At 69.1% G+C, this 20,354-nt stretch carries 19 protein-coding genes, 1 tRNA gene and 3 pseudogenes; 13 read left to right on the forward strand and 10 right to left on the reverse strand.

Annotated features, from left to right (window positions below; genetic code table 11):
• Positions 1-21: 21 nt before the first annotated feature.
• Positions 22-1,170: a Gfo/Idh/MocA family protein gene (locus QRX60_RS49435; RefSeq protein ID WP_285998382.1), complete on the reverse strand. Its 1,149-nt coding sequence runs from the start codon at positions 1,168-1,170 to the stop codon at positions 22-24.
• 50 nt (positions 1,171-1,220) lie between these two features.
• Positions 1,221-1,967, reverse strand: a complete 747-nt coding sequence (locus QRX60_RS49440) for a FadR/GntR family transcriptional regulator (protein WP_285998383.1) — start codon at positions 1,965-1,967, stop codon at positions 1,221-1,223.
• Positions 1,968-2,041: 74 nt separating this feature from the next.
• On the opposite strand from QRX60_RS49440, the gene QRX60_RS49445 reads away from it, so the two are divergent.
• A complete protein-coding gene (locus QRX60_RS49445; RefSeq protein WP_285998384.1) occupies positions 2,042-3,199 on the forward strand; it encodes a mandelate racemase/muconate lactonizing enzyme family protein in 1,158 nt (385 codons plus the stop codon).
• Between the two features lie 615 nt (positions 3,200-3,814).
• On the opposite strand, the gene QRX60_RS49450 is transcribed toward QRX60_RS49445, so the two are convergent.
• Entirely contained in the window at positions 3,815-4,738 is a 924-nt protein-coding gene (locus QRX60_RS49450) for a quinone oxidoreductase family protein (RefSeq protein ID WP_285998385.1), read from the reverse strand.
• 106 nt (positions 4,739-4,844) lie between these two features.
• Positions 4,845-5,210 carry a MerR family transcriptional regulator gene (locus QRX60_RS49455; protein WP_285998386.1) on the reverse strand — a complete coding sequence of 122 codons (366 nt, stop codon included), beginning with the start codon at positions 5,208-5,210 and terminating at the stop codon, positions 4,845-4,847.
• Between the two features lie 152 nt (positions 5,211-5,362).
• Here QRX60_RS49455 and QRX60_RS49460 point away from each other — a divergent pair, with 152 nt between their 5' ends.
• The 3 genes from QRX60_RS49460 (at position 5,363) to QRX60_RS49470 (ending at position 9,165) form a co-directional block, all read left to right on the forward strand.
• Positions 5,363-6,784, forward strand: a complete 1,422-nt coding sequence (locus tag QRX60_RS49460) for a M1 family metallopeptidase (protein WP_285998387.1) — start codon at positions 5,363-5,365, stop codon at positions 6,782-6,784.
• 262 nt (positions 6,785-7,046) lie between these two features.
• The gene (locus QRX60_RS49465; protein WP_285998388.1) at positions 7,047-7,424 is read left to right on the forward strand and encodes a hypothetical protein; all 378 of its coding nucleotides are present in this window, start codon (positions 7,047-7,049) and stop codon (positions 7,422-7,424) included.
• 425 nt (positions 7,425-7,849) lie between these two features.
• Positions 7,850-9,165, forward strand: a protein-coding gene (locus QRX60_RS49470) for an IS3 family transposase (RefSeq protein ID WP_408630192.1) whose coding sequence is annotated in 2 segments (ribosomal slippage) — positions 7,850-8,144 and positions 8,144-9,165 — 1,317 coding nt in all. Because the reading frame shifts where the segments join, the coding sequence is not laid out codon by codon here.
• Here the strand turns inward: QRX60_RS49470 and QRX60_RS49475 are convergent.
• The 4 genes from QRX60_RS49475 to QRX60_RS49490 all read right to left on the reverse strand — a co-directional run bounded on the left by QRX60_RS49475 (position 9,124) and on the right by QRX60_RS49490 (position 12,553).
• On the reverse strand, positions 9,124-10,401 hold the full coding sequence (locus QRX60_RS49475; RefSeq protein WP_332845811.1) for a transposase: 1,278 nt from the start codon (positions 10,399-10,401) through the stop codon (positions 9,124-9,126). The genes QRX60_RS49470 and QRX60_RS49475 overlap by 42 nt on opposite strands.
• 342 nt (positions 10,402-10,743) lie before the next feature.
• A complete protein-coding gene (locus QRX60_RS49480) occupies positions 10,744-11,082 on the reverse strand; it encodes an SUKH-4 family immunity protein (protein WP_285998391.1) in 339 nt (112 codons plus the stop codon).
• Positions 11,083-11,097: 15 nt separating this feature from the next.
• Positions 11,098-12,045: a hypothetical protein gene (locus tag QRX60_RS49485; RefSeq protein ID WP_285998392.1), complete on the reverse strand. Its 948-nt coding sequence runs from the start codon at positions 12,043-12,045 to the stop codon at positions 11,098-11,100.
• Complete coding sequence (locus QRX60_RS49490) at positions 12,032-12,553, reverse strand: SigE family RNA polymerase sigma factor (protein ID WP_285998393.1); 522 nt, start codon at positions 12,551-12,553, stop codon at positions 12,032-12,034. Before QRX60_RS49490 ends, QRX60_RS49485 begins: the two co-directional genes overlap by 14 nt.
• 336 nt (positions 12,554-12,889) lie before the next feature.
• Here QRX60_RS49490 and QRX60_RS49495 point away from each other — a divergent pair.
• The 8 genes and pseudogenes from QRX60_RS49495 to QRX60_RS49530 all read left to right on the forward strand — a co-directional run.
• Positions 12,890-13,200: pseudogene (locus QRX60_RS49495) on the forward strand (transposase); the annotation flags it as partial.
• Positions 13,201-13,265: 65 nt separating this feature from the next.
• The gene (locus QRX60_RS49500) at positions 13,266-13,589 is read left to right on the forward strand and encodes a transposase (protein WP_285994936.1); all 324 of its coding nucleotides are present in this window, start codon (positions 13,266-13,268) and stop codon (positions 13,587-13,589) included.
• Positions 13,589-14,503, forward strand: a complete 915-nt coding sequence (locus tag QRX60_RS49505) for an IS3 family transposase (protein WP_285994935.1) — start codon at positions 13,589-13,591, stop codon at positions 14,501-14,503. The genes QRX60_RS49500 and QRX60_RS49505 overlap by 1 nt, the downstream gene beginning before the upstream one ends.
• A 36-nt stretch (positions 14,504-14,539) precedes the next feature.
• A pseudogene (locus tag QRX60_RS49510) lies at positions 14,540-15,241 on the forward strand (IS3 family transposase); the annotation flags it as partial.
• A gap of 5 nt (positions 15,242-15,246) precedes the next feature.
• Positions 15,247-16,596, forward strand: a complete 1,350-nt coding sequence (locus QRX60_RS49515; protein WP_456298879.1) for an IS30 family transposase — start codon at positions 15,247-15,249, stop codon at positions 16,594-16,596.
• A 4-nt stretch (positions 16,597-16,600) separates the two neighbouring features.
• A pseudogene (locus QRX60_RS49520) lies at positions 16,601-16,888 on the forward strand (transposase); the annotation flags it as partial.
• A 134-nt stretch (positions 16,889-17,022) separates the two neighbouring features.
• Positions 17,023-17,460, forward strand: a complete 438-nt coding sequence (locus QRX60_RS49525; RefSeq protein WP_285998394.1) for a hypothetical protein — start codon at positions 17,023-17,025, stop codon at positions 17,458-17,460.
• Positions 17,461-17,581: 121 nt separating this feature from the next.
• Positions 17,582-18,334, forward strand: a complete 753-nt coding sequence (locus QRX60_RS49530) for a hypothetical protein (RefSeq protein ID WP_285998395.1) — start codon at positions 17,582-17,584, stop codon at positions 18,332-18,334.
• A 368-nt stretch (positions 18,335-18,702) separates the two neighbouring features.
• Here the strand turns inward: QRX60_RS49530 and QRX60_RS49535 are convergent, their stop codons facing one another.
• A complete protein-coding gene (locus tag QRX60_RS49535) occupies positions 18,703-19,302 on the reverse strand; it encodes an alpha/beta fold hydrolase (protein WP_285998396.1) in 600 nt (199 codons plus the stop codon).
• Between the two features lie 133 nt (positions 19,303-19,435).
• Here QRX60_RS49535 and QRX60_RS49540 point away from each other — a divergent pair, with 133 nt between their 5' ends.
• Entirely contained in the window at positions 19,436-20,269 is an 834-nt protein-coding gene (locus QRX60_RS49540) for a hypothetical protein (RefSeq protein WP_285998397.1), read from the forward strand.
• Position 20,270: 1 nt separating this feature from the next.
• On the opposite strand, the gene QRX60_RS49545 is transcribed toward QRX60_RS49540, so the two are convergent.
• Positions 20,271-20,345 (reverse strand) — tRNA-Ala (locus QRX60_RS49545).
• Positions 20,346-20,354 lie beyond the last annotated feature (9 nt).

The raw sequence follows: 20,354 nt of genomic DNA on the forward strand, positions 1-20,354 counted from the left end.
GAGCGCCCCGCTGCGGGTCGTTCATGCGGCGAAGGACGCCGTACTGCTGATGCGTTGTCCGGGCAGCCCGTCGAACAGCCCGGCCGAGCCGCGGGGCCGCCACAGCGGTACCGGGCCCGCGCCGGGCACGGGGTCGAGCGCCAGTGCGGCCGCCCGTTCCGCGGAGTCGAGCGCCCGCTGGACGACCAGTGCGTTGGCCACGCTCTGCGCGACGCTGCCGACGGGCCGCACCCCGAACTGCACGGCGTCGGCGAAGTCGACGAGCTCCGCGCGGTAACCGTTGTCGCTGCCGTGGAAGACCGTCGTGTGGGCGGTGGCGTCGGAACCGCTGTGCGTCACGCGGCGCTCCGACTCGGACCCGGCGAGCACGAGCACGCCCTCGGTGCCGTACAGCCGCATGTCGTTGGGTTCGGGCGGCACCGGGATCTCGGGGTAGGACGCGGTGTAGTTGCCGATGGCGCCTCCGGTGAAGACGAGGGTGAGCGCGAGGTCCGACGGCGCGTCGATCGTGCTGTTGGCCGTCTGCACCGCACCGTGCAGCCGGGCGATGTCGCCGCAGAGCAGCCGGATCTGGGCGATGTGGTGCACGCCGAAGTCGAGGTGCACGCCGCCGCGGTACTGCGGCCGCTGCCGCCACGGCGTGCCGCTGAACCCGCCCTCGCGGGGCACCACCCGGCCGGCGTGCCGCCACGCCATCAGGTGCGGGCGGCCGATCGCACCGCTGTCGAGCAACGCGCGGGCGTAGCGCAGGTCGTCGCGGTAGAAGAAGTTCTCGCCCATCACGAAGGTCCGGTCCGGATGCGCGGCCGCCAGGGCGAGGAAGGCGCCGGCCTGCTCCGCGTCGACGCCGGCCGGCTTCTCGCAGAGCACGTCCTTGCCCGCCGTGAGCGCGTCGCGCGCCACCTCGTACAAGTGCGGGATCGGCACCGAGATCAGCACGGCGTCCACGTCGTCGCGAGCCAGCAACGCGCCCCGGTCGGCGGTGGCCAGGGCCGGATCGACCCCGCTGTAGCCGGCGAACCTCGTGCGCTGCTCGGCCGAGGAGTCGGTGAACGCCGTGACCACGTACCGGTCGGCGAGGCCGCGCAAGGCCGGCCAGTGCAGCTTCTCGACCGCGAGCCCGGTGCCGATCAGCCCCAGCCGGATCGGCGGGATCGCAGGTGCTGCCATGCCTCGTCCGTCCTCGTCGTCGGTTCCGGATCTCGGTCGTGCAGGGGGTGCTAACGCCGCCGGGCGGCCCGCTTGCTTCGCTGCTCCTTCTCCGAGAGGAGCGTGGAGTAGTTGTTGCTCAGGTGCCGGCGCATCGCCTCGCGGGCCTCGGCCGGATCGCGTGCCACGAGCGCCTCGTAGATCTCCGTGTGCTGGGCGGTGGCGCGGCGCAGCCCGGCCGGCGCCTCGTTGGTGAGGCGCCGGCTGGCCGTGCCCAGCCAGCGCGCGGAGTACATGATCCGGTCGAGGATGCGGTTGTTCGCCGCCCGGCAGATCTCCATGTGGAATTCGTGGTCGACCTCGAGGTAGGCCTCGGGATCCGTTTCGAGCGCCGCCATGCGGTCGATCTCGTCACCGAGCCGGGCCAGCGCCTCGTCGGTGATGCCGGTCGCGGCCATCGCGGCGAGTTCGGGTTCGAGCAGCACGCGCATCCGGTGCAGCTCCTCCAGCAGCTCGTCGACGATCTCCGCGGGCAGCCACTCGATCAGCAACGGGTTCAGGTAGTCCCACTCCGCGCGGGGGCGCACGACGACGCGGCGGCCCTGCGCGACGTCGACGATGTCGAGCGAGGCGAGGATCTTGAGCGTCTCCCGCGCCACGACGCGGGACACCCCGAACTCCTGGGAGATCTCGAGTTCCGACGGGGCCCGGCCGTCCTCGATTTCGCCGCTGACGATGCGCCGGGTCAGGTGGGCTGCCACCTGCACCGGGAGGGTCCGGACCTTGACAGCGTCCGGAGACTCTTGTCTCCTTTGCATGTCATCAGCTTATCGGACAAGTTGGACCTCGCGACAGACTGTTTCCCCAGGCACTACTCTGCGGCGGGAGAGCAATGCGGATCGTGAACGTCACGACGGCGGTGGTGGCCTACCACGGGCAGGCCACGCTGGTGCGGATCGACACCGACGAGGGCCTCAGCGGGTTCGGCGAGGCCAATCCCGATGCCGGCGCGGGCGCCGTCGTCGGGATGATCGAGTCCCTGACCCCCCTGCTGATCGGCGAGGACCCGCGCAACGTCGAGCGGTGCTGGGAGAAACTGCGCCGCAGCAAGGTTTTCGCGGGCGCCCAGAGCGGGGTGTTCGTGATCGCCCTGTCCGGGATCGAGCTCGCCCTGTGGGACCTCGCGGGCAAGGCCGCGGGCCAGCCGGTGTACCGGCTGCTCGGCGGCAAGTTCCGCGACCGGATCCGCCTCTACGCCGACTGCGGCGACGGCGACGACCCGGCGGGCTCGATCGCCGGGTGCGTCGACCGCGCCCAGCGGATGGTCGCCGAAGGCTTCACGGCCATCAAGTTCGACATCGACAACCTGCACCACCCGGCCAAGTTCGACGCGTTCAACCACACGATCAACGCGGCCGAGCTGCGCTCGATGGTCGAGCGGGTGGCAGCCGTCCGGGAAGCGATCGGCCCCGACGTCGACCTGGCCATCGACCTCCACGCCCGCTACGACGTGCCGAGCGCGTGCCGGATCGCGGGCGAGCTCGAGCCGTTCCACCTGATGTGGCTCGAGGAGCCGCTGCCGGCGGAGAACGTCGACGCGCTGGTCCGGGTGCGCGAGCAGACCCGAACACCGATCTGCGCGGGAGAAAACCTTTACCTGCGCTGGGGTTTCCGCGAGCTGCTCGAACGCGGAGCGGTGGACGTGATCGAGCCGGACGTCCCGAAGTGCGGCGGCTTGGCCGAGGCCAAGAAGATCGCCAACCTGGCGGAGCTGCACTACATCCCGTTCGCGCCACACCTGGTGTCGACCCCGCTGGGCACGATGGCGACGTCGCACCAGTGCGGAGCGATCCCCAACTTCCTGGTCCAGGAATGGCACGCCCTCGAGGAGCGCGAGGTGTGGGACAGCTACGTCCACGCCCCCGACGGAAGCGGCTCGATCGTGAAGGACGGCTACATCACGCTTCCGGACACTCCCGGCATCGGCGTGGAGCTCGACATGGACGGCGTCCGGGCCCACGCCGTCGAGGGGTACGGGGTGTTCGAGTAGCGGAAGCGGCGCTGACCGTATGGGGGGACTGCCGTCCCCCATCCTTACGTTCCAGGATCCGTCGTCGTCGCACCGCCGTGAACGCGAACGGCCCGGCGAGCAGCCACAGGAACCCTGCTCCGGCCCAACCCGTCGCATCGGGCGGGTCCATCGCCATACCTGCCGTGGCCAGCAGCGCGATCACGCCGAACACCGCCGCCACGACGAAGAGGATCCGCGACGCGCGTTTCTGCGGTGATGTCGGTGGCCGCGACGCCGGAGCCGGGACCGCCCGCGAAGCCTGCGGAAGTGTCCGATGGGGACCGACCGCCGCGTCGATTGTCGCGGTCACCGCCGGCGTCACGCCGGCGAACAGGGTCGGGTCGACCTGGACCGCCCGGCTGTCGGCGCCGCGCCAGCTCGCGGACGGTCTCGGCCGGCCCCGGCACGTGCCGGGGCCGGCCCCACGCGCGTTCTTCCGAGGGCGGTCGCTCAGTCACCTCGGCCACGATCGCGCCCGTCGCGATCCTCCTCGGCTGGCGAACCGAGGCCCGGCGAACGATCGGGTGGCGAGCAACCAATGCCCTGAGTCGTCAGCGCGGTGCCAGACCAGCCCCCAACCGGCGCTGTCGCGTCTCAGGTCACCTTGATGACGACCTTGCCCGAGGTGTGACCGTTCTCGACGGTGGCGAGAGCGGCCGGGGCGTCGGACAACGGGTGGACCGCCGTGATCGCCGGTGCGAGCACTCCGTCGAGCGCCAGCCGGGCGGCGCGCTCCAGGTTCTCCCGGTCGAGGCGGCGCTCGACGAAACGGCCGCCGATGTCGGCCACGGACTGATCGCCCACGGCGACGACAGTGCGGGGGTCCCGCGCCAACGGCGCGACCGTCCGCAGCGAGGGGTCGCCGACCAGGTCGACGATCCCGTCGAAGCCGCCGGGAACCAGCTCACGGGCCGCGGCGACGACGTCCTCGGTGGTGTAGTCGACGAATCGCACCCCGACGGTCTCGGCCGGCTCACGTTTGGCGGCGCTGCCGGTGCCGACCACGTGCAGCTCGCGCGCCGCAGCCAGCCGGGCGACCGCGAGGCCGACCCCACCGCCGACGCCGTTCACCAGGATCGTGGCGCCGGCCGGCAGGCCGAGCTGGTCGAGCGCGTCCACCGCGGTCGTCCCGGCCACCGGCAGCGTCGCCGCCACGGTGGCGGACAGGCCCGCCGGGATGCGCGCGGTGTTCGGCGCGGACAGCACCGTCGTCTCGGCGTAGGTGCCGCCGCCGGTGAGCGCGAAGCCGAAGACCGGGTCCCCCACCTCGAGCCCGTCGACGTCCTCCCCCAGCGCGAGAACGGTGCCCGCTGCCTCCATGCCCAGCACGCGCGGGAACGGCCGCCCGCCGTCGAGCCCGGGAACCAGACCCGCGCGCAGGAGGTGGTCGAGGGGGTTCACCCCGGCGACGTCGACCCGGATCAGCACCTCACCGCGACCGGGAACGGGATCGGGGCGGTCGAAGAACTCCTGCACCTCGGGCCCGCCGTGCCTGCCGAAACCCCATGCATGTCCCATTTGCCGCGCCTTTCCGGGTGACCGGCCCGGTCGTTCCGGGCTCTGCGGTCATCCTGACCGCTGACACCGGTGTCAGGGGCAACCGGCCGAGGCGCGGGTCACACCGTCAGGCCAGCTTCGCCCGGTGCCGGCTGTTGGCGTCGAGCAGCACGTCGAGCGCGTCCCGGGTCTCGGTCAGGTGCGCAATCTCCGCGTCGATCCGGTCGCGCTCGCGCTTCATCGTCGCGAACGCGAACTCGACGACGCCCGGGTCGCCGGGAGTCTCGACGCACGGCAGCACCATCGCGATCACCCGGCTGGACAGGCCCGCCTCGAACAACTGCCGGATGAGCGACACCCGCTGGACCTCGGCATCGGAGTAGTGCCGCTGCCCGGCGTCGGAGCGGGTGCTGGTCAACAGGCCCTGCGCTTCGTAGTACCGCAGGGAGCGCGGACTCACGCCGGTGCGCCGGGACAACTCGCCGATCCTCATAATGACGAAACTACGCCCGCGCGACCAGGCGCTGCCTGTGGAGCACGGCCCAGGAACCGCCCGAACCGGGCTTTCAAGGCCGCTGCACCAGGCTTGATCCGCGTGTCGGATCGGTCCTACTCTTCGGCGTCGATGATTGCCGAGGAGGACCCATGCGAGGCGCCAACCGTAGCCGTGGCCACCTGGTGATCATCTCCTGCGCACTGTCCGCCGGCCTGCTGGCCGCGACGAGCCCGGCAGCGGATGCGGCGCCGGCACCGCGGTACTCCCCCGGTGCACCCGGCGCCGAGGATCCGTATTTCCCCGACATGGGCAACGGCGGCTACGACGTCGGCCACTACGACATCCGGCTGGCGTTCAGCCCCGAAACCCAGGCAATCGACGCGACCACGACGATTCTCGCCACGGCCACCCAGGATCTCTCCCGCTTCGACCTGGATTTCCAGGGACCGCTGACGATCAGCAGGCTCTCGGTGAACGGCCTGAACGCCACCTTCACCCGCAGCGGTGCCCAGGAGCTGGTGATCACCCCGCCGTACGGTCTGCGGAAGGGCAGCGCGTTCGTCGTCTCGGTGACCTACGCCGGCGTCCCGCAGAAGATCGACGACCCTGCGCTCGGCCTCTCCGGCTGGGTCGCCACCAAGGACGGCGCGGTCGCGCTCAACCAGCCGATCGGCGCGGCGACCTACTACCCGGTGAACGACACCACCGACGACAAAGCGACCTACACCCAGACCATCACCGTGCCCACCGGACTCACCGTGCTGGCCAACGGCGAACCCGGGCCCACCACCACGCACGATCACCAGACCACCTTCCGCTGGTCCATGAACCGGCCGATGGCCAGCGAGCTGAGCATGCTCGCGATCGGCGACTACGACGTCATCCGCGGCGTGACGGCCGACGGCCTGCCGAACATCACCGCAATCGGCAAGTCGATCGACACCAAGCCCGGTCAGGGCAAGGTCTTCAACCAGACCACGGCGCAGATCATCCGATGGGAATCCTCGATGTACGGGCAGTACCCGTTCGACTCGACCGGCGGCATCCTCGCCGACGTCGGCGTCCACTACGCCCTCGAGACGCAGAGCCGACCGGTCTACGACCGGAGCACCAGCGACGTCGACGGCGACCTGCTCGCCCACGAACTCGGCCACCAGTGGTTCGGCGACAGCCTCACCCCGGTGCGCTGGTCGGACATCTGGCTCAACGAAGGCTTCGCGACCTACTCGGAGTGGCTCTACCAGGAAAAATTCAATCACATCCCCGTGCAGCAGACCTTCGCGAAGGCATACGCCGACGAGAAGGACTGGAGCGGCGAAGTCGCCGACCCCGGACGTGACCACATCTTCGACGGCCTGGTCTACAACCGCGGCGCGATGACGCTGCAGGCGCTGCGCATGAAGATCGGCGACCGCGCCTTCTTCCGAGTGCTCACACTGTGGCCGACGGCTCACCGATACGGCAATGTCTCGACGCGGCAATTCATCCAGTTCGTCGAGCGACTGACCAACCGCAACCTCGACTCGTTCTTCGACACCTGGCTGTACCGGTCGGGCAAGCCGACGCTCTGACCATGTCGTGGACATGCTACGAGAAGTCCGGAACGATCATCTCCAAGCTGGTGCAGCGAGCGCCCGGGGCCGGCGGTGCTGGCCCCGCAGGCGTCGCCGCCGAGGCAGGTCAGCTGCATCTCTCACTGCCGCCGGTCCGAAGTGACCCAGACTCCGGCGGCTCCGCATGCGAAGCCGCCGCGGGGCGGGACCGGGTTCATCGTGAATTCGGTCGCGAACATCCTGGCCAGCTACTCACTGCCGGGAACCGTGGCCCGAGGCGATGTCCTCCATCGCCAAAACGATCGTCGACACCTACAAGAACCTGCTCACGGTAATCGGCAAGTGCGCGATCAACATCTACCAGCTCGGCGGGAAGATCGGCATCGCGATCGGCACCGCCGCGGTCCTGCCGCCCCTGGCGGTGTTCAAGATCCAGGACATCGCCGAGGCGCTCAACACCGCGTTCGCGACGTTCTGGCAAGACTGCCTGACCCTGCTCACCGGCATGCTGGCCGACATCGGCACCATGATCGGCGACGGTATCGAGCTCACCACCATCGAGACCGGCTTCGCCGCCCTGCCCAAGGTTGGGGACAGCACTGGCGTGATCGACGACCCCGCCCGATGGCGCGTCAAGCCGGGAGCCACCCACTCATGACCGGCCACCGCCACACCAGCCGCACACTCGCCGCCGTACTGGCCGCGGGCCTGACCGTGAGCTGTTCCCCCAGCCCACCGCCCGCACCACCCGAGCCCTCGGTGTCCGTTCCGCCGATCCCCGGAACCGGGCTCGCCGGCGCCTCTCGATTCCAGGCAGGCCGCCCCCTGCGCCGCCGTTACCGTCGAGCAGCTCAACGGCGTCGGCTTCGCCGGCGGTGACCGCAGCGTCGACGGCCGGCGCTGCGTCACCAAGTTCGGCCCCGTCGCCACCGTCGACACCGCCAACCGCGGCAACAGCCTCACCACGCTCTACCTCGAGCACGCCCGCGGACACGACACCGGCAACCACTGGGAACCCCTCACCGTCGACACTGATGCGCGCCGGGTTCTGTGCAGGCTCTGATCCCAGGGAGGATGCAGAGCATGCCGGCACCGAAGAAGTACAGCGACGAGCTGCGTGAGCGGGCGACGCGGATGGCGTTGGACGCGATCGCGGCCGAGGGGCAGCGGATGGTGGCGATCCGCCGTGTCGCGGGCCAGTTGGACGTGCACCCGGAGGCGTTGCGGACCTGGGTCAAGCGCGCCGAGATCGACGCCGGCACGGCACCCGGCCGCACCAGCGATGATGCCGCGCGGATCGCCGAGCTGGAACGCGAGGTGCGTGAGCTGCGGCGGGCGAATGAGATCCTGAAGACGGCCTCGGCGTTTTTCGCCGCCGCGGAGCTCGACCGCAAAATCAAGTAACTCCTGACGATTCCGCACCTCGGCGGGAGGTTCCGCTCGCGGTGGTCATCGACTATATCGACGACCACCGCGAGCGGGTTGTCGAGGGGAAGAAGCTCGGGGTCGAGTCGATCTGCGCAGTCTTGAACGATGCGGATGTGCGGATCGCCCCGAGAAGTTTCTGGGCAGCCAAGAAGCGCATACCGTCGAAACGTGCCGTGCGGGACGCGGAACTGCTCGTCGAGATCGAGCGCGTGTTTCGCGGGAATTACGGCGTCTACGGAGCGCGGAAAGTCCATTCTCAGCTCAACCGTGAGGGAATCGGCGTGGCTCGCTGCACGGTCGAGCGGCTGATGCGCCAGAAGGGGTTGCAGGGACTACGGCGAGGCAGGCGGCCCAGGACCACCATCGCTGCTGCCTCGCCTTCGCCGGCGGACCTGGTCGACCGCCGCTTCGCTGCCGACCAGCCGAACCAGCTCTGGGTGGCGGACATCACCTATATCCGGACGTTTTCGGGATGGGTGTATGCCGCGTTCGTCATCGATGTGTTCTCAAGAATGGTCGTGGGCTGGCAGGTGTCGACTTCGTTGCACACGAATCTTGCCCTTGATGCGCTGGAGATGGGGATCTGGGCCAGGAAACGGGCCGGACAAGATGTGACCGGGCTTGTTCATCATTCCGATCGCGGAGTTCAATATCGAGCGATTCGTTATACCGAGCGCTTGGCGGAAGCGGCAGTGGTCGCCTCGGTCGGTTCGCGCGGAGATTCCTACGATAACGCGATGGCCGAGGCGTTCAATTCGCTGTTCAAGGGAGAGTTGATCCATAACCCTGTTGCCTGTGGCCGCGGTTGGCAATCAGTTCGTGATGTCGAGATAGCCGTCGCCGAATACGTCGACTGGTACAACCATCGCCGCGTCCACGGCGAACTCGGCCAGCGCACTCCAGCCCAGGCCGAAGCCAGCCACCAAGCGTCACGCTACGATCAGCCCTTCGAGCCTGCCCGGGCTCGGTGACAGACAACGAGACCTGCACCAGACCCGGGGCGCATCAGTCGTCCCCGAGTGCCCTCTCGGGCCTGCCGCCTCACATCGCTTCTGGTCGGCCAGCATGCGCGCGTGGACGACGTTCGACAAGCATCGCTTGAAGGAGCGCATCGCTTCCATCGAGGTCTTGCCCGCGGCTTTCTTGCCGTCGAAATGGACGCGGCCAGCGGTCGGATCACGGAGCTGGACGACGCCCATGATATGCAGCGTCCGGTTGATCCGGCGATTGCCGGCCCGGGACAGGCGGTGCCGTTGCTGTTCCCCGGAGGAGGCATCCAACGGCGCGGTGCCGTTCCAGGACGCGAACCGATCCCGGTTGCCGAACCGGTGGATGTCGCCGACGTCGGCCAGCAGCCGCGCGGCACCGGAAGGCCCGATGCCGTGCAGGTCGAGCAGAGTGCTGCCGCGGGCGATCACCAGCTCGCGGAGGTCTTTGTCCGCGGCCTTGGTCTTCTTGTCGATGGTCTCGAGTTCTGCGATCAGCTCGACAGCCAGCCGGCGTCGGGTCTTGCCCACGATGTCGCGTGGTTTGATCGCCGCCACGAGCGCGCGTGCTTGGGTCGCGGACAGGAACTTCTTGGCTCCGCCGGGAAACAGCTCGGTGAGCAGGCGGTGGAGACGGTTGACCGTCTGTGTTCGTGCGCGGCCGAGTTCGTCACGAAGGTCGACGAGCATGGTCATCACGACCAGCTCGGGGTCGACCTGGACTCGGGCCAAGGTCGGGGCACGCAACGCGGCCAGGGCAACGGAGTGCGCGTCCACGGGGTCGGTCTTGCGGCCGTTGCCGGTGGCGAACACCCGCACCTGCGCGGACAGCTTCGCCGGCACATCCACCACGGTTTCGCCGTCGTGAACCATCCGGTGGGCCCAGTTCGCCGTGGATGAACCCGTACTCGGTACGTGGAGCCACCGCGGCGTAGCGGTCGTGGAGAAGGCCCAGGAGGCGATGCTCGACCGCCGCGATCCGGTCGACGCGAGCCGCGGCCTCGCCGAGATGGCGTAACGCACGGCACAACCCGAGCCACTCCACCGGATCGACGCCGGCCCGGTCGATGCCCGGGCGACCGTATCGGTCGCGCCGACTGTCGTGCATCGTCCGGACCACGTCACCAAGGCGAGCCGACACCCGCCCGGCTCGCCCCGGGTCCCGTTCCCACAGGGCTTCGAGCGTGCCGCCACGCACGTCCTCCAGCACGGCCACCTCACCCGCGAGCAGACTCCTGCTGCGGTCCAGCATCACCACCCGGGGGACCCGAACGGCGGTCGAGGACTCATCCGCGTTCCACACATAGGCGATGCCCGTCGGACGGTCGTCCAACACCAGCCGGTAGACGCCCACCGAACGCCGCCCGCGACACCCGACAACTCACCCCTGCCGAGCCGCCCCCGGATCCGGACCATTTCCGCACCCTACAACCGGACGCACTCTTTTGCCGCGTACAGCGCGCGGCATCCGGCCAAGACCCCGGACTGCCGGGAAGCCGCGACCCATCCGAACCCCCGTCAAGACGGCTGCCCTGGGAACGGCCATCCTGACACCCGCCGGGCTCACATGCCGTAACCGAGCTCCTCGGTGGCCACGGCCCAGAACCGGTTCTCGTCCGCGACGGCATCCGCGTCGATCGCGCGGGTAGACCTCAGCGCCTCTTCACCGTTGGCTTCGAGGGCTTCATCGTCCTCCTCGAGGTACTTCGCCCGCCTGCGCGCGGCCACGTACACCGCGGCCGACTCGGCGAACTGGCTCAACGACCGGTTGACCAAGGTGACCGAACCATCCAGAACCAGCACCTCACCGGTCGCCCGGTCCACCACCAGCGCCTCGACCCCCGGGTCGTCGGCCAGCACCACCAAGGTCCGGCCGTCATGGGAACGCTCCGGATAGGTCAAGCACCAGCTTGGGATTTACTTCATCTGTTTGAAGTCGGTGGGTGGGGTCAAAGTCAATTCGGCGAGATTTTTTTCGGTCCGGGGCAGCCAGGTGTAGGTGATCACTTCGCCTTTGGACTCCGGGAATTCCTTGCCGCCCTGCGTGTTGCCGGCCTTGACCGCGGTTTCCTTGACCGGCAGGTACGTCGTGCTGTCCACCCACAGGTCGATCTTGTACTCACGCTGGGGGCCGATCACCCGGAGGTGGTGGGTGTCGACGGCGCCGATCTTCTCCTGGCCCACAAGCTCGACTTTGCCCTCGGCCACCGCCTTCTTCATGCCGTCTGGATCAGTGGGGTCCGGGATCGGGGTTTGCGGTTTGGAGTCCCTCAGGTGGTTGACGGACCACCATTTGTTCTCCCAGTCGACCGTGGTGATCTCCTGGCTCTCCCCGAGGTCTTTGACGGCGTGCGACTGTTGGCGGTGAAGCGGGCCGGCCGGCGGTGTGGGAGGGCCGGACGGGACGGTCATCTTCCTGTCCGCGGCGCGATCCGACTGGGTGGCGGCCGGAAGACGGGTGTAGACGTCGTTGCGGTACCGCTGGGTCGCCTTGTCGGTCCAGGTCTCGTAGTAGCCGCTCTCGTACGTGTCCTTCGAGTAGATGACGTACTGGGCGCCTTGGCCGAGTGCCTTCACCGTCTCCGCCTGGACGTACGCCACGTTGACGATCTGAGGCCGAGCGCTGCTGCTCGCAATGGGGGGCGCCGCGGTGGTGGATCGGGTGGGGGTGGTTTGTACCGAGACGGCCGCGGCGACGACGGCCGCGGCGGCTACCGGGGCGGCGATGGCACCGGTGATCGCCCACGTGCGCTTGGTACGGCGGCGGCGAAGCTCGCGGACCAGGTCCGGGCTCGCGTGGACATCGTCGATCTCGTGGCGCAGCCGGTCACCGATCCGGCGGCCGTACTGCTCATCGGTGAGCACGGGGAACCTCCTGCAGTGAGTCGTGGTCGGCCAGCAGCTCGCGCAGCCTGGCCAAAGCCCGGGATGTGTGCGACTTGACCGTCCCGGGGCTGAAGCCGAGCAGCCCAGCGGTCTGCTCGACGGACATGTCCTCGTAGAAGCGCAGCACGATGACCTGCCGTTGGCGGGTCGGCAGGGCGGCCAGCGCGCGCAGCACCACGCGACGCTCGGAGACCTGCTCGTACCCGGCATCCACCGCGTGGAGCGTGTCCACGTCGGGTGGCATCGGGGCCTCTCGGGGGCGCCGGAACAACGACCTGACCCGGTCCCGCGACAGGTTCAGCAACACCGCGCGTGCATACGCCTGAGGCGAGTCACGCGCCCGCGACCAATGCCGGGCGGTGCGTAACAGCGCTGTCTGCAGCAGGTCCTCGGCGTGCCCGCGGTCACCGGTCAGCAGGTACGCGGTGCGCAGCAACGCCGTCGAACTGTCTTCGACGAACACTTCGAAACTGGGATCTACCCGCATACCCCTCAGAACGTCCCCGTGCGAACCCAGGTTGTCATCGATTCCAGTGTGCTGGCGGTGGTCATGCAGCCTCAGCGCTGCTTCGAGCTGAGCAGACCGTTCTTGGGTCACACCCCACCACAGCGCTCGACGGGCGGCGCCCCATGAGGCAGCGCTTCACCAGCAGGTGAGCGATGAGCGTACCGCCGGTGTCCCACTGCGTTGCCAAACCTCGCGCACCGATGCGACCTGCTTTCGCGTCGGCGGGCGACACGCGGGCAATCGCCGATGGGTCTGCCCAGGGTCTGGTTGACACCTCACCTGTGAGGCTTCGGCCTCGCCTGAGAGGATGTCATCGTGCCCAAGCCCTACCCCCGTGAGTTCCGTGACGACGTGGTCGCCGTGGCCCGTCGCGGCGAGACACCGTTGAAGCAGGTCGCGAAGGACTTCGGGATCTCCGAGTCGTGCCTGGCCAACTGGCTGCGCGCCGCCGCCGTCGAGGACGGCACCCGTCCCGGAGTGACCAGGGACGAGTCCGCCGAGCTACGGGAGCTGCGCAAGCGCAACCGGCTGCTTGAGCAGGAGAACGAGGTCCTGCGCAAGGCCGCGGCCTACCTGGCGCAAGGCAACCTGCGGGGAAAATAGCGTTCCCGCTCGTCCGTGACCTGAGGTTCACCCCGGGTAGTGGACACCGAGTTAGCAGGATCAGATGTCCTGCTGAAAGGATGTCCTCATGCCTGCTCGCAAGCGCCGGTCGTACCCGGCTGAGTACAAGGTCGAGGCTGCTCACCGTGTGATCGATTCCGGCCGCACGATCGCTGAGGTCGCCCGCGAGCTGGGCATCGACGCGGGCATGTTGAGTGTCTGGGTCAAAGACGAACGACGCCGGATCACCGCGGCTGAGGTCCACGGGGACAACCCCTTGCAGGCGGCCGAGCGGGCCGAGCTGCTGCGCTTGCGCGGGCAGGTGGCCGAACTGGAGAAGGACAACGCGTTCCTGGTAAAAGCTTCGGCGTACTTTGCCGCGATGCAGAAGAACCGGCCCGGTTCGCTCTGATGGCCAAGTACGCCGGCCCCGACGAGTTCGCCGAGACGGCCGGCTCCACCTCGCCGCAGCACACCCGGTTCTCGGTCCGGCGGATGGCGCGGCTGCTGAGCGTGTCGAGAGCCGGCTACTACGCGCACGCCAAACGCGCCGCGGCAAGGGTGCTGACGCCACGGCAGCAACGCCGCGCCGACCTCGAGGTGAAGATCACCGAGGCGCACAAGGACTCCCGCGGAACCTACGGGTCGCCGCGGATCACCGCCGAACTGCGTGACCAGGGCGAGGTGGTCACAGCGAAGACGGTCGCCAAGATCATGGCCTCGATCGGGCTGGAGGGCATCAGCCCGCGCACGTTCAAGGTGAAGACGACGGTGGTCGATCCGGCCGCGTCGTTCCCGCCGGATCTGGTCGACCGGCTTTTCGACCGGGGCCGGCTGGACGCGGTCTGGCTGACCGACATCACGTATTTGACGTGTGGTGAGGGCGCGATGTTCCTGTGTGCGATCCGGGACGGGCACTCTCGGAAAGTGTTGGGCCACAGTGTATCTGACCGTATCAGCGCTGAGATGGTCACGGACGCCATCCACGACGCGGTCGCCGCCCGTGGCGGTGAATGTCGCGGCACGGTACTGCATTCCGACCGCGGCGGGGAGTTCACGGCGCATCTGACGGCGCAAGCGTGCTTCCGGCACGGGCTGCGCCGGTCGATGGGCGAAACCGGTATCTGCTGGGACAACAGCCCGGCAGAGTCGTTCTGGTCGACGTTCAAACATGAGCACTACTACCGGCATGCCTACGCCACGAAGATGGAACTCGTTGCCGCAGTTGACAATTGGGTTCGTTTCTACAACAGTGTGCGGCGGCACTCCGCAATCGGGATGCTCAGTCCCGACAATTTCGAGCAGTCACTTCGCACGGCTGCCTGATCCCTCGTAAGCCCCTGTCCACCGTTCGGGGTGAACCTCAACCTGGCCGCGGCCGGCGCCCCGATCAGGGTGCCGGTCGCGGTGACGTGCAGGGTGCTGGGGATCTCCCGGCAGGCTTACTACCAGTGGTGTGCGGCGCCGGTCTCGCAGCGGGACTGGGATGATGCGCATTTGATCAACGCCGCGCTCGAGATCCATGCCGATGACCCGGCGGACGGGTACCGGTTCATCGCCGACGAACTCGCCCGACAGGGCTTCTGCGTCTCGGAGAACCGGGTGTGGCGGATTTGCTCGATGCAGCAGATCTTCTCGTTGCACGCCAAGAAGAAAGGCGGTTCTCGTCAGGCGGGTCCGCCGGTGCACGACGACCTCGTGCGCCGTGATTTCACTGCCGACGCGCCGAATTCCAAGTGGTTGACCGATATCACTGAGCATCCCACCGGCGAGGGCAAGCTGTACTTGTGTGCGGTCAAGGACTGCTACTCCAACAAGATCGTCGGGTATTCCATCGCCTCGCACATGCGGGCCTCACTCGCCGTCTCGGCGCTGCGCAACGCGATCGCGCTGCGCGACCCGGTCGGCACCGTCGTCCACTCCGACCGCGGCGCCCAAGGCGGATTCAACTGGTCGTCGCAACACCTTCATCACGGAGGTTTGCGATGGGGCGCGGTCGGAAGCAGGTGCCGGAGGCGCCGGTGGGTGCGCGACGGCAGTGGGCAGCGGATCGGGCGTTGCGGGCACCGATGCGTTCACCGGGCCGGCCGGAGCCGTCTCGGGCAGTGCAGCGGGATTTTTGGCGACAGATCGCGTTGGGCGTGACGACGGCTGAGGCGGCGGAGAATGTCGGTGTGTCCTGGCCGGTCGCGGCCCGCTGGTTCCGTCACGCTGGCGGCATGCCGCCGATCAGCCTGGCCGAGCCCACGGGCCGGTATCTGTCGTTCGCCGAGCGTGAGGAGATCGCGCTGTTGCGTGCCCAGCAGCACGGGGTGCGCGAGATCGCCCGCCGCATCGGCCGCGACCCGGGAACGATTTCCCGCGAACTGCGCCGCAACGCGGCGACCAGGAGCGGGAAGCAGGTCTACCGCGCCGTGGTCGCACAGTGGAAAGCGCAGCAGGCAGCGAAACGCCCGAAGACCGCGAAGCTGGCCGGCAACGACAGGCTCCGTGAGTACGTGCAAGAGCGGTTGGACGGTGCCGTCCGCCGACCCGACGGCACGGTCGTCGCGGGGCCTGAGGCACCTGTGTGGAAGGGGCTGAACAAGCCGCATCGGCAGGATCGGCGGTGGGCGATGGCGTGGAGCCCGGAGCAGATCTCTCGCCGGCTCCCGGTTGATTTCCCCGATGATGGGTCCATGCGCATCAGCCACGAGGCGATCTATCAGTCGCTGTTCATCGAGGGACGCGGCGCGCTCAAGCGGGAGCTGGTCGCGTGTCTGCGCACCGGTCGGGCCTTGCGGGAACCGCGAGCCCGATCACGTAACAAGCCGCAGGGGCATGTCAGCGCGGACGTCGTCCTCAGCGAACGCCCCGCCGAGGCTGCCGATCGCGCCGTTCCCGGGCACTGGGAAGGGGATCTGATCATCGGGACGGGCCGGTCTGCGATCGGCACGCTGGTCGAGCGCAGCAGCCGGTCCACGCTTCTGGTGCATCTGCCCAGGCTGGAGGGCTGGGGTGAGACCCCGCCGGTGAAGAACGGGCCGTCGCTCGGCGGTTACGGCGCCGTCGCGATGAACGCCGCGTTGGCTGCCTCGATCACGCAACTGCCGGAGCAGTTGCGGCGGACGATCACGTGGGACCGCGGGAAAGAACTGTCCGGGCACGCACAGCTGACCCTCGAGACCGGGACGAAGGTTTTCTTCGCCGACCCACACTCGCCATGGCAGCGACCGACGAACGAGAACACCAATGGCCTGCTGCGCCAGTACTTCCCGAAGGGCACCGATCTTTCCCGGTGGTCCGCCGAGGAGCTGGAGGCCATCGCCTTCACGATCAATAACCGGCCCCGCAAGATCCTCAGCTGGCGCACCCCGGCCGAGGTCTTCGCCGAGCAGCTACGCTCACTACAAACACCCGGTGTTGCATCGACCGATTGAACTCGCCCAATTCCGGTCGGCTGCCTACCAGCGTCTCCTGCGCAGCCACGGCCTGACCGGGTCGATGGGACGGGTCGGCGCGTGCGGCGACAACGCCGCGATGGAGTCGTTCTTCTCGTTGCTGCAAAAGAACGTTCTCGATACCCGGCGGTGGCGCACGCGGGAGGAGCTTCGGTTGGCGATCGTGTCCTGGATCGAGACGAAGTACCACCGCAAACGCCGGCAACGGGGGTTGGGCAAGCTCACCCCGGTCGAGTTTGAGACCATCTACACGGCCGCAGCAGCGGCCTGAAAACAGTCAGCTCCGGTGTCAACCGAAGTCTGGGCAGACCCGATGAACCACAGATAGAGGTATGTGCGCTGTCATGCCGAAAGGCGGATGCTACTGATTGTCGGCAAGGATCCGGTCGGTCAGAGCAACTCGAGGTGGATCCCGTCTTTGGTCTCGCCGGAATCGGGGCCGTGATCGCGGATGATTTCGACGATCTCATCGAACAGCGTCGCACCTTCGCCACGCTTCGCACGGAGAAGCTGCGCCTGGATGGCCGGACGGTTCGACGGGTGGCAAGTGCGGAGAAGCTGCTGCAACCTTCGCGCCGTCGCCTCGTAGCCGAGCGCGGACCTGGACAGCTCGGAGTTAAGCCATCGCAGGACCCACTCGAGTCGTTCGCTTGGTCCGGCTGTCCTGTCATGCCCACGAGCGGACATCACTTCAGGCGTGCGATCATCGCCCGCACGCGGTTCAGCAGGCTGTTCGATCAGCACCGCACCGGCTGGAACCTGCTCACCCACGGCCTGCCGGTGAATTCGCCTGCCCAGATCGGCCGGCTCGCAGGCACAGCCGGGTCGCCGGCCGCCGAGTGACGGGGTCCGGCCGCCGTCACTGTAGTTGGATCGGTGGCGGCACGGTGCCGGTCGGCTGGCTCGCCGACCCGCAAGGCGGCCCGCGGCGGAGTACAACAGGGAGCGGTGGAGGGGGAACGACATGCCGGGCTACGAACCGAGGATCTACCGCTGCCCGCCCGCGTGGAAGCGGTGGACGGCGCTCGCCGGCGGGGCCGCGACCGCCTGGATGGCCTACCTCGCGCTCACCTCGGACCGGCCGTTCGACGTCGGCCTGGCGGCGGTCTTGGCGGTCACCGCCGCGGCGGTGACCGGGGCGGTGTCGTGGCGGCTGTTTTCATGGTCGACGTCGGTCTCGGCGAGCGGGCTGACGATCCGCCGCGGCCGGTCGGCGGTGCTCATCCCGTGGGCGAGGATCGCGACGTTGCGCGTCGAGGAGGTGTCGGTCGCGCTCAAGAAGCGCTCGGGCAATGCGGTGCGCAACGACCAGGCGGTCTGCTGCGAGGTGGACGGCACCTGGCACGTGCTGCCGTACCTCACGTCGGTTTCCGGCCGCGTCGTCGGGGCCGAGGTGACGGAATTGCGCCGGCTCTGGCAGCGGGAACGGGGCCGCCGCTGGGTCGCGCCGCCGACGCCGGCCCGACGCCCGGCCGAACTCGAACGCCGGGGACGCGTTCTGCTGCTGGTGGCCGCCGGTGAGCTGGCCGCGGTGTGCGTGGGGGTGCTGCTGCTCGACCTGGGCGGCCGGGCGGCGCCGTTGTCGCCGGCCGACGGGGTCGGCATGCTCGTGTTCCTGACGCTGGTGCTGGTGGTGCCGACGGTGGTCGTGACGCTGGTGCGGAGACGGGCGACGGTGTCGAGGGTGATTTCGCGGCCGCAGGGGAAGCGGCGCTGACCCCGTGTCAGAGTCGCGACACGACGACCGAGCCGGACCTGACGACCTTCAAGGCGCTGAGCTTCGACTGCTACGGCATCCTGATCGACTGGGAAGCGGGCATCGCGGCCGTCCTCTCGCCGTGGCCCGAGGCGAGGCGACGGCCGCTGCCGGTTCACCGAGGTGGGGCCGGCTCGCCGGCCCTTCATGTCCTCGAAACCGCTCCCGACCCAGTCCTCCACCACGTCGTCGCGGCCGATGTGCAGGCCCGGCGCGGGCGGCATGGAGCACCGGACGTCGTCCCGCTGCAGGGTGGCGAGCGCGCCAACCTCGGTGGCCACCCTGGCGTCGGTGTAGCGGCTCCCGCCGGGCGCGGGCGCGACAACTCATCACCCGCGTGACGGCGTGTCCCGGATCGCCTGGACCACGGCGTCCGGCCGGAGCCAGGCGAGGTCCGAGTGCCCGGCGCCGTCCACGCGGCGGGCCTCGGCTCGCGGGAGCGCCGCCGCCAGATCGGTGTACAGGCGGTGCTTGGTCCGGTCGGATTCGGCGAGGGAGGCGCGCGCTTCGGGCGGCGCCAGCTCCTCGGTGAACGTGTCGACGCCCATGGCGGACACGAAGGCCATCGGCACGTCAGGATCGGGCCCGGCGGCGCGGACCTCGCCGAACAGCCGCGGCAGGTTCATCGGCTCCCGCAGGGACTGCCGGAAAGCCTCGCGGCCGTAGCCCCGGTCCAGCAGCGGTCGCGGATCTCGGCGGGCCACCCGGCGAGCGCCCGGCCGAACCTGCCCCGGTACGCCGGCCGCATGGCGTCCAGCTGCTCGGGCGAGAACCTGTCGTCGGGGCCGGCGACCCCGCCGGGGAACCGCTTCGTGGAGCCGCGCGTGCAGGCCGCCGAGTGAGTGCCCGACCGGGACGTGCGGGGCCGCGACGCGCAGCACCTCGCGCAGGTCGTCGGTCAACTGCGTGCCGTTGCGCGGCAGGTCCACCGGGTCGTGGCGCGTCCCCAGCGGGGCCGCACGTCGTCCACCTCGAAGTGATCGTCACACCACTCGCCGGATCCGGCCGGCAGCCCGGAAAACCCGGCGAGGCCAGGCCGGACGTTCTGCGATACTCACCGTCGTGAACAGTCGCGACACCATGCCGGGGGTGCATTTCCTGCTATTGCTGATCGAGCATGGCGACGCCGCCGCGGTGCGGCAGCGGCTCGGCATCGGCGTTCCGGAACAGCTCACCGACGAGGGTGCCGCGTGGGAACTCGATCGGTTGGCCGCGCCGCGGTCGGTCCAGCTGTGGATGCTCGAGCGGGACGATCCCGGCACGAACCGGCTGGTGTTCCACCGGGCCCACGTCGGCGACGCGGTCAAGCGCGACATCCTGCGCGGCCTGCCGTTCGGCGCCGCCACCGGGCCGCTGCCGGTGCGGGTCGACTGCGGGCAGCCGTACTGCTCGCACGCGGAACCGGACATCCCGGTCAGCCGGCGGGGACTGATCGAGGGGCTGCGCGAGGCGCGGACGATGGGGGCGGCCCGGACGGCGGCGCGCGCCGTCAGCAAGCCCGACTGGGCCGCGGTCGCCGAGGCGGACCGGGCGGAACCGTTGCCCGGCTTCGCGCGCTGGGCGCTGGGCGTGCGGATCGACTGCCCACCGGAAGTGCGCGCGCAGTTCGGCTCGCACCCGAAGTTCACGAAGCGGCTGCGCGATGCGGGCATCGTCGAAGTGCGTGAGTACGTCCTGCTCGGCCGCCCGCCCCGCGACGTACTGGCGGTGCTGCGGCTCGGCACTCGGCTGTTCCCGCACCGCGTGGCCGAGGCCGCCGAAGTGCTGGCGCCCCTGGTTCGCGCCGAGCTCGGCGCGAACCCGGACGCGTGGGCGGTGCTCGCGCAGCTGCTGCCGTCCTTCGCCGGGACGGTGCCCGAGCTGGTGGTCACCAGCGGCGCCGTCGCGCGTCCGTGAGCGACGGGCGGCTGGATTCGAACCAGCGTGCCCTTCTTGCTGAGAAGGTGCGCCTGCCTCTGCGCTACGACCCGTCGGCCCGGAT

This window comes from Amycolatopsis mongoliensis (assembly GCF_030285665.1).
Classification (GTDB): Bacteria; Actinomycetota; Actinomycetes; order Mycobacteriales; family Pseudonocardiaceae; genus Amycolatopsis; species Amycolatopsis mongoliensis.

Bases quoted from the DNA above. Each gene is read 5' to 3' on its own strand.
- QRX60_RS49460 (WP_285998387.1), top strand. From the start codon at position 5,363: ATGCGAGGCGCCAACCGTAGCCGTGGCCACCTGGTGATCATCTCCTGC.
- QRX60_RS49445 (WP_285998384.1), top strand. From the start codon at position 2,042: ATGCGGATCGTGAACGTCACGACGGCGGTGGTGGCCTACCACGGGCAG.
- QRX60_RS49490 (WP_285998393.1), bottom strand. From the start codon at position 12,553: ATGCGGGTAGATCCCAGTTTCGAAGTGTTCGTCGAAGACAGTTCGACG.
- QRX60_RS49500 (WP_285994936.1), top strand. From the start codon at position 13,266: ATGCCTGCTCGCAAGCGCCGGTCGTACCCGGCTGAGTACAAGGTCGAG.
- QRX60_RS49440 (WP_285998383.1), bottom strand. From the start codon at position 1,967: ATGCAAAGGAGACAAGAGTCTCCGGACGCTGTCAAGGTCCGGACCCTC.
- QRX60_RS49435 (WP_285998382.1), bottom strand. From the start codon at position 1,170: ATGGCAGCACCTGCGATCCCGCCGATCCGGCTGGGGCTGATCGGCACC.
- QRX60_RS49450 (WP_285998385.1), bottom strand. From the start codon at position 4,738: ATGGGACATGCATGGGGTTTCGGCAGGCACGGCGGGCCCGAGGTGCAG.
- QRX60_RS49515 (WP_456298879.1), top strand. From the start codon at position 15,247: ATGCGTTCACCGGGCCGGCCGGAGCCGTCTCGGGCAGTGCAGCGGGAT.
- QRX60_RS49505 (WP_285994935.1), top strand. From the start codon at position 13,589: ATGGCCAAGTACGCCGGCCCCGACGAGTTCGCCGAGACGGCCGGCTCC.
- QRX60_RS49455 (WP_285998386.1), bottom strand. From the start codon at position 5,210: ATGAGGATCGGCGAGTTGTCCCGGCGCACCGGCGTGAGTCCGCGCTCC.
- QRX60_RS49530 (WP_285998395.1), top strand. From the start codon at position 17,582: ATGCCGGGCTACGAACCGAGGATCTACCGCTGCCCGCCCGCGTGGAAG.
- QRX60_RS49465 (WP_285998388.1), top strand. From the start codon at position 7,047: ATGTCCTCCATCGCCAAAACGATCGTCGACACCTACAAGAACCTGCTC.